This window comes from Paenibacillus sp. SAFN-054 (assembly GCF_051966755.1).
Classification (GTDB): Bacteria; Bacillota; Bacilli; order Paenibacillales; family Paenibacillaceae; genus Paenibacillus_AQ.
The window spans coordinates 464,086-477,647 of record NZ_JBQCKS010000001.1 but is presented as its reverse complement, the minus strand read 5'-3'; the positions used below and the strand labels follow the sequence as shown (position 1 = coordinate 477,647).

The window sequence follows — 13,562 nt, the reverse complement described above, 5'->3', positions numbered from 1 at the left end:
GTGTAAATTCAACCACATACTATCTTTTGCAGGAGGTCGTTTATCATGTCGGCATCGCATGCCCATCATCATGAACATCATGAAGGCCACAGCCATCATCACGGGCCGGCCAGCTACAACAAAGCATTTCTGTTCGGAATCATCCTGAATACCCTGTTTGTTATTGTGGAAGCCGCGTATGGCTATCTCAGCCATTCCTTGTCCCTTGTCGCGGATGCCGGCCATAATTTAAGCGATGTGCTTGCACTCATCTTGGCTTGGGCAGCCAGCCTGCTCTCCAAAAAGCTGCCAACAGAGCGCAGAACCTACGGCTACCGCCGTTCCTCCATCTTGGCGGCTTTGTTTAACGCCATTTTTCTGCTGGCAGCCATCTTCATCATTGCCTGGGAGGCGATCCAGCGTTTCGCGAATCCCGAGCCCGTCACCGGGTCAACGGTCATTTGGGTGGCTGCGGTAGGCATTGCGATTAATGCTGCGACCGCGCTTCTCTTTCTCTCGGGACGAAAAGGCGACCTCAACGTACGCGGCGCATTCCTGCACATGGCTGCGGACGCCGGTGTTTCCCTAGGGGTAGTCATCGCAGGCATCGTCATCATGTTCACGGGCTGGCTGTGGCTTGATCCAGTCGTCAGCCTGCTGATTGTGGTCGTCATCTTCATCAGCACATGGGGCCTGCTGAAGGATTCGCTGAACATGGCGCTTGACAGCGTGCCTCCCGAAATTGACGCAGCGGCCATCCGCAGCTATCTATCAACCCTCCCGAATGTAACGAACGTGCACGATCTGCACATTTGGGGCATGAGTACGACGGAAACCGCGCTCACAGTACACCTGGTCGTCTCTGTAACGGGCAACAATGATCAGATCATACAGCAGGCGGTTCAGGATCTCCATGATCAGTTCGGCATTGAACACCCGACGATTCAGATTGAGAATGGGACGTACCCTTGCCGTCTCGCTGGTGAAGACACGCTATAACTTTTGGGAATAGGGCCATTGCCATACGCTCCCGTGATTGTTCCGCATCACTTTCGGGTAAGGAAACTGTACAGACACTTATCCTAAACATGCGGAAGGGAGTTTTACACATGAGCCATTTAAGCAAAGCTCAGCTCCAGGAGCTCAAACATACACTTCTTGAGGAAAAGAAAGATCTGGAGCGACATTTTACGGCAAACGGAGAAGAAAACACTGCCCTGGGTGAATCGCTGAACGACTCCACCGGGGAACTGTCTAGCGTGGACAATCATCCTGCCGATCAGGGGACGGAAGTATTCGAACGCGAACGGGATCTGGCCATTAATGATTCGCTGAACGACGAACTGGATCAGATTCATGCCGCCCTGGAACGCATAGATCAAGGAACATACGGCATATGCGAGGTATGCGGCAAGGACATTCCTTTCGAACGCTTGGAAGCCATACCGTACACCGCATACTGTGTGAACGATACGCCGGAGCGCTCCCTGCGAAATGACCGTCCCGTCGAGGAGCAAGTGATTACTCCGCCGCCAACCGGAGCAGGTGAAGGACGCCAGGAGTATGACCGACGGTTTGACGACGCGGATGCCTGGGAAACCGTTGAAGAGTACGGAACCTCCAATACCCCCGCGATGGCGGCCAAACGCGACGTAAAGGATTATGACGACGGCATGTAATAACAACGATAACAACGATACACGCAGAACAAAACCCGGTCACTCCTCTGGAGAGACCGGGTTTCTTGTCTTCATCATTATTGTCAGTCCGCCGAGATGGCAACCCTCGTCTTGGTTCGCGCTGCTTCCATGCATGCGTCGATCACCTTCATGTTCAAGACAGCATCCATCGGGCCGAAAGGAAGCATTTCATCATCCAGCACCGCATCGGCCAAAGCGTCCGCCTCGAGCGAGAAGGAGTTAAAGACGCCGAGGCGCTCCTCTCTCCGCGTATCTCCGACATGCACGATCAATTGCGGCGGTTCTTCATCATGCTCCCAGCCGAATGCAAGCGGCAGTTCAATTTGTCCTTTGCTGCCCATCACCTCGAGTTTGCAATGCGGAGAAGCCGACATGCCGCATTCGAAGGTCACGGACACGTCCCCCGGAAACTCAAGCAGACCCGAAGCCATTAAGTCGACTTCAAATTCGGGAGAGAACATCGCTTGCACGGAAGCCGAAACCGGTTCTTCCCTCAAGATCATTCTCGCTGCTGAAATGGGGTAACAGCCCACATCATATAACGACCCGCCGCCCATATGCTTTTGGTACCTTACATTCTTCTTGTCTTGAATATCGTTGTAGGTGAAGCAGCCGTGTATCGCCCGAATCTCCCCAATTTCCCCGCCTTCCACGATCTCACGGATCCGGCGGTGCTTGGGATGGTAACGATACATGAATGCCTCTGCAAAAATAACGCCCGCATCGCGGCATGCTTCAACCATATCTCTTGCTTCCTCCGCATTCAAAGCCGCAGGCTTCTCGCATAACACATGCTTGCCCGCTTTCGCGGCCTTGAGAGTCCATTCCTTGTGCAGATGGTTCGGAAGCGGAATATATACCGCATCGACTTCCGGATCCTTCAGCAGTTCCTCATAGCTGCCGTAGGAGACAGGAATATCGAACTTTTCCGCCACCTCTGCTGCCTTTGACGACTCCCTGCTGGCAATCGCCTGCACGATGCATTTACGCGAGCCCTGAACGCCGGGAATAAAAGCGGTCTGGGCGATGCTGGCCGTGCCAAGTATTCCAAAGCGAAGCTTCTTTTCCATCATCCCTTCTCCTCCTTCAGTCTTTGAGTTATCCGTTAATAGTTGTCCTTGACCGCCTTATTCAGCATGCCCAGACAGCGATCCAAATCGGTCTTGACCTGCTTTTTGTACAGCTTGGCCTTTTCGGGACCGTCATCGGTAAAGTGATAAAGTACAATTTCCTGAAAATCCACCCGTGGATCATTGCCCTTGAGCTGCTTGGTCCGGTAAAATACACCTTCCTGCACCAGCTCATGCAGCGCCCGGTATATCTCGCTTTGCGGAGGATTGTAGCCGAAGCTTTTGAACTCCTGCCTCATCTCCTCCAGCATTTGATACCCGTATCCCCGGTGCTGCTCGACCATCGTAATCAGATACGTCTTAATAAAAGCACGCTGGGCGATCATAAAAGCCACGCTTGTTTCCCCCTTTGCTTCTTTTCCTTCATTAACCAATTCAAATCCATTATAAACGACTATTTTCCAAATTGCATAGCATGTCATTTTCATGGTTAGGTTGTTGACCTTTTTGATACGGTATCGGTAAAGAGAAAGACAAAGATACATGAACTCAAGGCTGAGAAAGAACTAAACAAGGACATATCTTAACTATTATGAATTTTTCATATGTTGAAATATTAATTAGTTGGCGCCAAAAGAACCCGCCTTCGATTCATGTCGTTAACCTTCTTCTGGCGAAGAATTGACTTTAAGCGAAAAGCGGGCTTAATTGGATCAGTTTCTCTCTATGGAACGCATTGGAGTTTGTCCTTGAAGAGGAATCTGCCGTCTTTTTTGACCGAGTGAGGACACGCCCACCACCCATTTGCCAAAAGGCAGATAGGAGAGTGCGATCGTCAACCCGTAAGAAAGTACAATGCAAACCAGGAAGGTCATCAGCATGCGAAGCGTCACATTCCAGCCTCCGAATAGCCAATCGTCGATCCGGTAGCCTTGTCTTAGCATCAATGCATGCACGAGGTATGCTCCATACGAATATTTTCCGAGCATGTTCATTACATTTAAACCGGTCTGCCCGGACTGCTCTGTCTTCCTTTTCGACCACTCGTAGCACACGAAGATCGAGCTTACAAGAAATACGGTGATCAGCGGCCGCAGCAGATTTAGCTTATTAAATGTTATATGAAGCTCATCCTGCGCTCCAAAGCTTTGAACCGTAACATAGATGAAATAACCGAATAATGCGATGAAAACCGGCCAGTACACCTTCTTCCCCTTCTCAAGCCAGTGCTGCCAGCGGTCCGGGTACATGCCTGCGGCAGCGCCCAGAATAAAATAAATGAGAAAGTACAGTACGTTCCGGTCCGCATACTTCGTAAAAAACGGCGTAAGAAAAGGAAGGTCCTTTCTGGTCATCACATCGCCGATCTGAAACAGATGATCCAGGAGGAGCAGGCATAACAGACCTGCCACAGTCAATGCCGCAGCACGCCATTTAAACGGAATCCATGACGCAAATTTGCGCATGACGTACCTGAACACCGGAAACAGCAGGTAAAATTGAAAAATCATGACGATGTACCAGAGATGATAGCTGTTTTTTCCCGTGAAAAGCATCATAACCCATTGACCTGCCTGACTTATATCCCAGGCGTGACTCACCAAAAAGTAAACAGCCGACCAGATGATATAGGGAACAAGAATATCCATAAACCGTTTGCGAATAAAAGTAAAATAGTTTATTCTGCCGTCGTAATTATAGAAAAGCACGAGACCTGTTATAAAAATGAACACAGGAACGGCAAACTTGCTCGCCATCAGCAGCACGGTCATGATGACGCCGTCCTCCATTTTCACTCCGTCCACCACGGAATAATGGGCTATCGCATGCTGGAGCGCGACGGCCAGGAAGGCCATGCCGCGAAGCAGCTCCAATTCCCGTATCCGCGCCTTTTTCGGCATAATCTCACTCCCGTCCTGATTAAGAAAGCTTCATTCACATATAAACCTCTAGGGGCACCTCTTAAACGAAAAAAAGAGCGCCAGCCAGACTATATCATCTGACGCGCTCTTTTGACAAATGGTTTTAATATTTTTTGGGGATCAGTCCATAGTTTACCCGCTCCGGCACTTCAATGACGAACATGCGGAGAGGCTCGCTTGCGGCATGCAGGGTGAAGGTTTCATCCACATCCGAGTTCAGCAGCATAAAGTCCCGCGGATGGAAAGCTTCCCTGCGTTCGGCTCCCGATTCCCAGCTTCCCGCTCCGCTGACGGACAGAGCTGCCAGCGTTTTTCCTTTCTGAAGGTGATGCGAGTACTGATGTCCCGGCTGCAGTTCAATATCCCACATGCGTGCTTCCGCGGTCAGTTGAATGGGAGAGCCTTCGCCCAGGACTTGCTTCGCCTGTACCCCTTCCTCCCGGTAAACCGGAAACTCCTCATGGTCAAACTGCACATAGGACGGCTGTTTCTTCGCCTCCAGCTGCAAGTCAGGCTCAAACCAGATTTGGAAACCCTCCATATCCGGTCCGAAGAACCTCTCCTCATGGCTGACGCCGCTGCCTGCTTTAATAACCTGGGCACCCCCTTCACCCACGCTGCTGCGTGTTCCAAGAGAATCACCGTGCGCGGCCGTTCCTTTCAGCACATACGTCATGATTTCAAAACCGTAATGCGGATGGGACGGAATATAGCCTTCCTCTGGCGTATGCGCCCAAGCCCAGTAGAACAAGGGACCCACCCGGTTAATTACGGAGCCCTCCCCAGGGAAGCCGATCGGTTTTTGTTCCGTGATTCGGCCTCCGTCAAAAGCTCCCTTACCCTGCATCGCCGGTGTATATAAACGCATTCTCATTGAAATGTCCTCCTTCATGTTCAATTGGCTTGAGCGACTTTGTATTAGAACAAATGATAGGCGCCAGGACCCGTTAAAGCGACACCAACGACGACAGCGATCAGGATCAAATTGTATTCAAAGCCGTTTGAGGTGGCCCAGAATCCATTTTTACCGTGTACCGTCACGATGGCACCCAGCATCGTTAATGCAATCATGACTGCTGCTACTGGCGTCCATACGCCAGCCGCAAAGAGCAAACCGCCCAGAAGCTCAAACAAACCTGTGATGATTGCCGCCGGAAGCGCCGGTTTAACGTTCATTGAACCAAGCCAGCCGGCTGTTCCCTTCAAGCCGGGTCCTCCAAACCATCCGAACAGTTTTTGTGCCCCATGTCCTGCGAACGTCAATCCTACGATCAATCGAATAATTAACAAACCCCATGCGATCATATTTCATTCCTCCATTTATAATTCTTAATTTGATTTAGCTTTATTTCAAGATATAAGATTCTCTTGTACTCCGCTAATATTTCGTAAACTTGATCATCCTGATCTCTCCTGTATGCATCGTTTGTTTTATCTTGATTTAAAGATATATTATTTTTAGATATTAGTCAACCCCTTTTTATTTCGTTTCTTGTCATGGACGGATAGATCTTCCGGTGCTTGCGGATAATACACGAAAAGAATGGAGAATTCTCCTATGGAAAAAGAACCTGCCCCAGCATTTCAGGGCCTTCTCAGGCATGATACCCTGCAGTTGATTAAGCTCGAAACGTTGTATCCGTTGGTCTCCTGTCCGGAGCTCAAAGAGATGTTAACGAGGAACATGAAGATGAATAAGCAAGTCCTCGAGCTGTTGAGCAACCATTATTTTCAATAGATGAATTGAGCGGTTATAACCTGAAGAGGTGAAGGTATTGAATCCCGTGGTGGAAAGCCTGTTAGGCATGAAAGCTTTCAATGACCAATTCATAGCGGAAGAACTGCTGCTGAGCAACCGGCTTCGAATGACGATGCTCCTGGAGAGTCTGAAGTCTACAGCGGAGGAAGCTCTCGTGCAAGAGTTTCTGCTGCAGCTCACCTATGGTATCCGGCTGGAGCAGAGCCTGCTTGAACTGGGGCTGTCGAAGGAGTGGTTAACCGTGGACCCGAACGAGCAGCTGAAAAGGGATTTGAATTGGGCCAAAAAAGCCTGCCATCTTGCGCAGAAACGATAAGAAAAAAGCCTATCGACGTACTTTCAAAGGTGACAGAACGCGCTTTAGAGATGTTTTTCCTTAAGAGATAAGGATGTTTAGCCTTAAAAAAACCGGCCCTGCGGAGGCAGCAACCGGTTTGCTTTTCATGTATGTTTAATGAGGTTTGGAATCATCACTTGGAATACGGATGGTGTCATCGGTAATCAGGCCTAAATCATTATTATAGCGTTCAGCATTCAGCGAGCGGTTCTCCCGGAAAACATCATAGATCTCCCGATCTCTTCCCTCCGCGTTCACGATGACCAGAATTTTGCCTTTATCTACATAGTTTTCATAGTCCTTCGCTTCATCCTCCGGGATGCCGAGGCCGATCAAACCGCCCACCATGCCCCCGGCTCCCGCTCCTACAGCCAGCCCTGCCAGCGTTGCGGCGATCGGTCCTGCCGCCAGAATAGGTCCGATGCCCGGAATGGCCAGGGCTCCGATGCCCGCCAGAAGTCCGGTAACGCCTCCCAGCATGCCGCCTGTCGCCACCCCTGCCGCAACGCCTTCAGGCGCTTTCGTACCCGTATCCGCGGTAATCGACTCCAGATCCTCACGATCCTTCGTAATCACTGAAATATCCGTGGAAGGAAAGCCATAGCTCTGCAAGCCCTCAATGGCCCGGGAAGCCTCCTGCTCCGTTTCGAACACGCCTACGATTTTCTTCTCATCCATGACCCTTTCCTCCATTTCACTGTTTGTCTTCATATTACCCTCTTCCATAGAAAAACAAACAACATGAGAGCTGGGCATAGCGGCGCTTATTGCGGACGCGTTCTTCTCGTCGGAACGGCTTCAAGGGGATCATCCGGCCAGTAATGCTTCGGGTATCGTCCCTTTAAGTCCTTTTTCACTTCAAAATATCCGTTTCTCCAAAAGCTCGCCAGATCGGACGTAATTTGCACGGGGCGCTGCGCCGGTGACAAGAGATGAAGGGTCAGAGGAATTCTGCCGTGACCGATCGTGGGCGTTTCCTGCAGCCCGAACATTTCCTGCAGCTTGACAGCGAGCAGAGGTTGTCCCGGATTGCTGTAGTCCACTGCGATTCTTGATCCGCTGGGGACGGTGACGTGCGTCGGAATTTCGCGATCAAGGCGGGTTTTCTTGTCCCAGCCGATCGCTTGCTCCAGAACTGAAACGAGCTGCAGCTTCTGCAGATCGGATCGGTTCCTCATGCCGTGAAGATACGGATACAGCCATGTTTCGAGATTTCCGAGCAGCGCTTCGTCCTCCATATCAGGCCAGCTCGCATCCGCCGTATGCATCAGCTGAAGCCGCTGACGGAGCTGCTTGGCCTGCTTCGTCCAGGGGAGAATGCCCAGACCTTCACGCCGAATGCCTGAAATCAGGGCCGCTGCCACCTGCTCGGGATCAGGCTGATTTGCTTGCGATTCCCGCAGCAAAAGCGTTCCCAGCTTCACTTGGTTTCGCGCTTTGACGCCGCCGAGTGAAGAATCCCATTCGACAATCAGCTCTTCCGTGATCCCGTCTTGATGATACTGCAGCAGGTCATTCAGGCTTAGCGGAGCGGCCAGCAAAATTCTACCGTCCGCTCCTTTTTGATCATCGACGCTGCCAACGGTTAGATAGGCAGAACGGCTAAGCAGCTGAGCACGCGGCAGCTCTACGCCGCGACCCGATGTCAGCAGAAACTTGCCGTCGCCGCGGTTCTGCCCGATACGGTCGGGGTACGCGAAGGACAGCAATAGCCCAATCTTCTCGATATCCGGCTTCTGCACCGCAGCGATTCCCAGCTGCTTGCGAATATGCCTGCTTTCCAGCGCGATGCGATTTAACGCAGCTTCATCTGCCCCGGCAGCCGCCAAGCCCCTTAGCTCCCACAACGCTATGGCCTCGATGCGGCTCCGAAGGTCTGCGTCCCGCTCAACGGCATGGCCGCGGAACAGGTCACGCTCCTGTAATACCGCGGCCAGCATGGCACCAAGATCGCCGAGACCCATATCACCAGCGTGAAGCAGCATCGCCGACAACCGCGGGTGCATACCGAGCTCTGCCATCCGTTTGCCGCGCCCCGTGATGTTTCCATCGTGGCCCAGCGCGCCGAGACGCTGCAGCAGTTCTCTCCCGCGCTCGAAGGCCTCCTGAGGCGGCGGGTCAAGCCACAGCATGTCACCGGGATTTCGAACACCCCATGCGCTTAGTTCCAGCACCAGCGGCGCAAGGTCCGTCATCCGGATTTCGGGCTGATTCCGGATCCTCAAAAGATTCTGTGCTTCAGGGCTCCATAGCCGGTAAACGACACCGGGTGCCGTACGTCCCGCCCGGCCGCGTCGCTGGTCCGCGGAAGCCTGCGAAACCTGATCCGTTGCCAGATACGGCATTCCGGTTCTGGAAGAGAAGAGCTGCGTACGCATCAGCCCGCTATCGACCACGATCCGGACGCCTTCGATCGTCAAGCTTGTCTCTGCGATAGAGGTCGCCAGAACGATTTTACGCCGATTGCCCGGGTCCGGGCGCACGGCGGCATCCTGTTCTTGCTGCGACAGCTGTCCGTAGAGAGGCCGGATCACGGCCTCCGCGGGAAGCCCTCCTCGCATCAGCTCGGCGTGAAGCCTCCGGATTTCTCCGGCTCCGGGTAGAAAGGCCAGCACATCGCCCGGATGGGCAGCAGCAGCCTCACGAATGACATCTGCCATCTGGCGCTCCAGCCTCATCCCGGAAGACTGCGGCCTGTACAAAGTTTCCACGGGAAACTGCCTTCCCGGGCAGTTGACCACCGGAGCGCTGCCCAGGAGGGCGGCAACCGGCTCAGCTTCGAGAGTTGCCGACATAACCAGAATCCGGAGATCATCCCTTAGGACGGCTCTGGATTCCAAGGCAAGCGCCAAACCCAGGTCCCCTTGCAAATTCCGCTCATGAAATTCATCGAAAATGATCATCCCTACGCCTTCAAGCTCCGGGTCGCTTTGCAGCATTCGGGTTAAGATGCCCTCTGTGACCACCTCGATTTTTGTATTCCTGCCTGTCTTGCTGTCCATTCTCACGCGGTAGCCAACCGTTTCGCCGGTTTGTTCCCCGAGCATTCGAGCCATATAATCAGCAGCGGACCGCGCCGCCAGACGGCGTGGCTCCAGCATGATGATTTTGCGACCGGACAGCCAAGGCTCACCGAGGAAGGCAATAGGCACCTGTGTCGTCTTCCCCGCTCCCGGTTCGGCCACGAGAACGGCGGAAGTGCCCGATCTCAGGTTTGCCAGCAGTTCGGGCAGCACCCTTTGTATTGGTAGTTCATTCATCTTCTTCTCACCATGTCTTTCCGTCATATACTTGTCCTGTTTCCATTATAGAGCCCGTGAGCACTGGATATCCACGCCGGTTTGCTATAAAATGTACGAAGCCTTTACAAAGGAGACGATTTATGTGAGCCACAATCAACGTCCGGTGCGGGGCAGATTCGCACCGACGCCTTCAGGAGAGCTGCACATCGGCAACGCCTGGGCCGCTTTGCTCTCCTGGCTTCAAATCCGCTGCCTTGGCGGAACCTTCGTGCTGCGGATGGAGGATATTGATACCCAGCGCTCCCGGCCCCGCTTGGCAAGCCAAATCATAGATGATTTATACTGGCTCGGGCTGGACTGGGATGAAGGTCCGGATGTCGGCGGTCCATTCGGGCCCTACACGCAGAGTGAACGGATGGAATATTACGAGGCTGCTCTGAAGCGGCTTGATCGTCAAGGTCTCCTGTACCCTTGCTTTTGCAGCCGGGCCGATCTGCTCGCTGCCGCGAGCGCGCCTCACGGACTCTCTTCGGAAGGCCCTGCCTATCCGGGGACATGCCGAACCCTTTCGGACGAAGAGGCCGCTATTCACGCACGGATCAAGCAGCCTTCCTTGCGGTTTAAGGTGGATTCCAAGCACATTGCGTTTCATGACGGCATTGCCGGTCCGCAGGAATGGGATGCCGCAGCAGGCGGCGATTTCATTGTACGCAGAGCGGACGGCATGTTTTCTTACCAGCTTGCCGTCGTGGTGGATGATGACCTGATGCAAATCACGGATGTGCTGCGAGGCGCCGATCTCCTTGATTCGGTCCCCCGGCAGCTGATGCTCTACGAGGCGCTGGATCTTCATGCACCGACTTTCGCCCATGTCCCCTTATTCATCGGTCCGGATGGCAAACGGCTGGCCAAAAGGCACGGAGGAACCAGCCTCGCCTGGCTTCGCGAGCAGGGAACAGATGCAAGGCAGGTCGTCGGCTGGCTGATGTGGGTCGCCGGGCTTCAGCCGAAGCCGGAACCTTTATCCCCAAGGGAATGCATTCCGCATTTTCAGATGGATAAGCTTCCGTCCCAAGCCATCACGATAACGGATGAAATGCTTCAATCCCTGCATAAGCGATAACTTTATGCCAAAAACCTCTGTCTCAACCTTTGAAAAGGGTCAAGACAGAGGTTTTTGGAGTAAATGAACATGTTATTCATCCAGCAGTTTATCGCGCATTTGCTGCTCGTATTGGAGAAAGGCGGTGCTGCCGCTGAGTCCTCTTTGCTCCATCAGCAGCTGAAAGCGCAGCTTCTTTTCGGTGAACGTCCGGGACAGCTTCTCCTTTTCCCCGGCATTCTCGCAAACATGAATGAGTTGATGCAGCTTGACCAGTTCGCCCTGCAGCTGCATCTCTTCAGGTATCATTCCCGCATTCTTCATGATCTTATATGACATCCGCAGGTCTTCGGGAATATGAGAAAGATCCTCCAGCACAAGCGGTTTGCCCTTGCCAGCCAGATCCTTGAATTCCCCTTGGTCCACGGCCTGATGGATTCGTTGTTCAGCAAGCCAAGACATGATGCTCATTACCAGGCAGCCTCCCTCTGGAATAAGGTTTACTTCATCCATGTAATCATGGCTGGCGCGGAATGTCAAACGGAAGCAGAAAAGCCGTCCCCGCAATGGCGGAAACGGCTTTGGATAGGATGCGAGAGGATCTCCTTTAGCAGAGCAGGGATTCCGCTCCGTCGATAATGATCTGTGCCCCTGTAATATGGCAGGACTCATCCGACCCGAGGAACGCTACCAGGTCGGCCACGTTGGCCGGATCCCCGGGACCGTCGGCAAGCGGCTGCCGTCCTTCAGGGAATTGAATCGGGATGGTGATTTCCTTAAGCTCGTCCGTCTTTTTCGTACTCTGATCGATGTTGGTCGATATGGAGCCGGGACAGATCACGTTGACCCGGATCTTAAATTTGGCCAGCTCCAGCGCGGCCATCTTCGCGAAAGCAACCTGACCGGCCTTCGACGTGCTGTATGCAGACATTCCGAAGTTGGAAAACGTCCGGTTGCCATTGATGGAGCTCGTAATAATAACGCTGCCGCCTTGTTTTTTCAAATGAGGAATCGCGTACTTCACGGTCAGAAACGTACCGTTCAGATTGACGTTCAACGTTTGCTGCCAATCCTCCAGCTTCATGTCCTCGATCGGTGAGAGCACGCCGTTGATGCCTGCATTCGCAAACACGACATCGACCGTCCCGAACAATTCCACCGTTTCAAGCACCGCCTTTTCCACGCGTGCGGCATCAGAGGTATCCACGTCAAATGCGCGGGCCGCGCCGGGCCGGATGGCGTTGATTTCCGCTTCCGTCTGGGCGGTACGGTCATTCAGCAGATCGAACAAAGCCACATTGGCTCCCTCTGTAGCCATCTTGATGGCGGCCGCTTTCCCAATGCCGGAACCGGCTCCCGTCACAATCGCTGTTTTTCCTGTAAAACGCAGTTTATTTACCTGCTCCTGGCTCATTCGTATCTCTCCTTTGGGTTCCTGATTCTATTATGTTTCATCTGTCTCAAGATTACCCAAAAAGAGGAGGAGCTTAATCAGGTGCGGGAAACATTTTTATTGCTCCCGTCCGATGTGAACAAGGATGTGGGCACCCATGAATCACACAGCTTAGAAACGAAAAAGCCATGCTTTTCATCATCATGAAAAGCACAGCTTGATGAACACCATCATGATTGCCTACCACTGAAGCTCGAGAAATGCCGCATCATCCTGCAGTCCGCCTGTATGCGGCGCGTCAAGCAGCACTTGAATCTGTTCGTCCGGCAGCACCTGACGGATCGGATCCAGATCGTCCAGCCCGTCCGTATAAAGCTGTAGGCGCATTGGAATGCCGTACTCCAGACGGGTTTGATATACATGAGGAGCCCCTCCGACCGGTCCCGTCAATGTGGACCATCGTTCGGCGGTGAGCATGGTGGCATGAAAGTGCTCGCTGATCTCCGTGTTGTGCTTCCAAAAACGCAGCCGGGAATCACCCTGCCAAGCCATCCAGATCCTTCCGTGCTTCTTCCTGGCCTGCGGCAGCTCGATCCGGCCGCAGATATACATCGTTTGGCTGCCCAAACGCTGCTTATCTTCCAGTACTTCACGCAGCAGCGAAGGAACTCCTCCGGGCGGCGTCAGCTGCTGGAGCTGGTCCGATGCCGCACCGGTTATGTCCTTCATAAAGCGGGTAAAAGCAGCCGAGGACCACTCCCGGGTCGTTCCGAGCCAATCCAGCAGCGTGTTGCCGAGGAACCTCGCCGCGAAATCCCCTTGGTAGCTCTGGCCGACACCGTCACATAATACAAAGTTGCATGCATCGCCGGCAATTTGGACACCAACGAAATCCTGTCCCTTCTCCCCTTGGATCAGGCTTTCCATGGCGCGTCCGTAAGCATATCGGCAGGCAAAACGCCCTTGGTAAGATGAAAGCCGATGCTCGGAAGACTGGGAACTGACAAACGAAAAGCTGTCTTGGGTATCAGCCGTATTGGTTTTCATGGATTACCCCT

Annotated in this window: 14 protein-coding genes; 4 read left to right on the top strand and 10 right to left on the bottom strand. The window is 53.0% G+C overall.

Features of this window, described 5'->3' with window-relative positions; translation table 11 throughout:
* Positions 1-45 precede the first annotated feature (45 nt).
* The gene (locus ACTHPM_RS02230) at positions 46-978 is read left to right on the top strand and encodes a cation diffusion facilitator family transporter (protein WP_440393552.1); all 933 of its coding nucleotides are present in this window, start codon (positions 46-48) and stop codon (positions 976-978) included.
* Positions 979-1,088: 110 nt separating this feature from the next.
* On the top strand, positions 1,089-1,658 hold the full coding sequence (locus ACTHPM_RS02225; protein WP_440393551.1) for a TraR/DksA C4-type zinc finger protein: 570 nt from the start codon (positions 1,089-1,091) through the stop codon (positions 1,656-1,658).
* Positions 1,659-1,741: 83 nt separating this feature from the next.
* On the opposite strand, the gene ACTHPM_RS02220 is transcribed toward ACTHPM_RS02225, so the two are convergent.
* The 5 genes from ACTHPM_RS02220 to ACTHPM_RS02200 form a co-directional block, all read right to left on the bottom strand.
* Positions 1,742-2,749 carry a Gfo/Idh/MocA family protein gene (locus ACTHPM_RS02220; RefSeq protein WP_440395325.1) on the bottom strand — a complete coding sequence of 336 codons (1,008 nt, stop codon included), beginning with the start codon at positions 2,747-2,749 and terminating at the stop codon, positions 1,742-1,744.
* A 35-nt stretch (positions 2,750-2,784) separates the two neighbouring features.
* Positions 2,785-3,144: a helix-turn-helix transcriptional regulator gene (locus ACTHPM_RS02215; RefSeq protein WP_440393550.1), complete on the bottom strand. Its 360-nt coding sequence runs from the start codon at positions 3,142-3,144 to the stop codon at positions 2,785-2,787.
* A gap of 318 nt (positions 3,145-3,462) precedes the next feature.
* On the bottom strand, positions 3,463-4,650 hold the full coding sequence (locus tag ACTHPM_RS02210) for an acyltransferase (RefSeq protein ID WP_440393549.1): 1,188 nt from the start codon (positions 4,648-4,650) through the stop codon (positions 3,463-3,465).
* A gap of 124 nt (positions 4,651-4,774) precedes the next feature.
* Positions 4,775-5,545, bottom strand: a complete 771-nt coding sequence (locus ACTHPM_RS02205; RefSeq protein ID WP_440393548.1) for a pirin family protein — start codon at positions 5,543-5,545, stop codon at positions 4,775-4,777.
* Between the two features lie 44 nt (positions 5,546-5,589).
* Positions 5,590-5,976 carry a DoxX family protein gene (locus ACTHPM_RS02200; protein ID WP_440393547.1) on the bottom strand — a complete coding sequence of 129 codons (387 nt, stop codon included), beginning with the start codon at positions 5,974-5,976 and terminating at the stop codon, positions 5,590-5,592.
* A 500-nt stretch (positions 5,977-6,476) separates the two neighbouring features.
* On the opposite strand from ACTHPM_RS02200, the gene ACTHPM_RS02195 reads away from it, so the two are divergent.
* Positions 6,477-6,746, top strand: a complete 270-nt coding sequence (locus tag ACTHPM_RS02195; RefSeq protein WP_440393546.1) for a hypothetical protein — start codon at positions 6,477-6,479, stop codon at positions 6,744-6,746.
* 135 nt (positions 6,747-6,881) lie between these two features.
* Here ACTHPM_RS02195 and ACTHPM_RS02190 read toward each other — a convergent pair whose 3' ends face one another.
* Both ACTHPM_RS02190 and hrpB read right to left on the bottom strand, forming a co-directional pair.
* The gene (locus ACTHPM_RS02190; RefSeq protein ID WP_440421412.1) at positions 6,882-7,478 is read right to left on the bottom strand and encodes a general stress protein; all 597 of its coding nucleotides are present in this window, start codon (positions 7,476-7,478) and stop codon (positions 6,882-6,884) included.
* Between the two features lie 53 nt (positions 7,479-7,531).
* Positions 7,532-10,027 carry an ATP-dependent helicase HrpB gene (gene hrpB / locus ACTHPM_RS02185; protein ID WP_440393544.1) on the bottom strand — a complete coding sequence of 832 codons (2,496 nt, stop codon included), beginning with the start codon at positions 10,025-10,027 and terminating at the stop codon, positions 7,532-7,534.
* A gap of 124 nt (positions 10,028-10,151) precedes the next feature.
* Between hrpB and gluQRS the strand changes: the two genes are divergently transcribed.
* The gene (gene gluQRS, locus ACTHPM_RS02180) at positions 10,152-11,132 is read left to right on the top strand and encodes a tRNA glutamyl-Q(34) synthetase GluQRS (protein ID WP_440393543.1); all 981 of its coding nucleotides are present in this window, start codon (positions 10,152-10,154) and stop codon (positions 11,130-11,132) included.
* A gap of 72 nt (positions 11,133-11,204) precedes the next feature.
* Here the strand turns inward: gluQRS and ACTHPM_RS02175 are convergent, their stop codons facing one another.
* From ACTHPM_RS02175 to ACTHPM_RS02165, 3 genes are all read right to left on the bottom strand, one after another.
* Positions 11,205-11,582 carry a DnaJ family domain-containing protein gene (locus ACTHPM_RS02175; RefSeq protein WP_440393542.1) on the bottom strand — a complete coding sequence of 126 codons (378 nt, stop codon included), beginning with the start codon at positions 11,580-11,582 and terminating at the stop codon, positions 11,205-11,207.
* A gap of 136 nt (positions 11,583-11,718) precedes the next feature.
* Positions 11,719-12,525, bottom strand: coding sequence for an SDR family oxidoreductase (locus ACTHPM_RS02170; RefSeq protein WP_440393541.1), 807 nt, complete (start codon positions 12,523-12,525; stop codon positions 11,719-11,721).
* A gap of 219 nt (positions 12,526-12,744) precedes the next feature.
* On the bottom strand, positions 12,745-13,551 hold the full coding sequence (locus ACTHPM_RS02165; protein WP_440393540.1) for a hypothetical protein: 807 nt from the start codon (positions 13,549-13,551) through the stop codon (positions 12,745-12,747).
* Positions 13,552-13,562 lie beyond the last annotated feature (11 nt).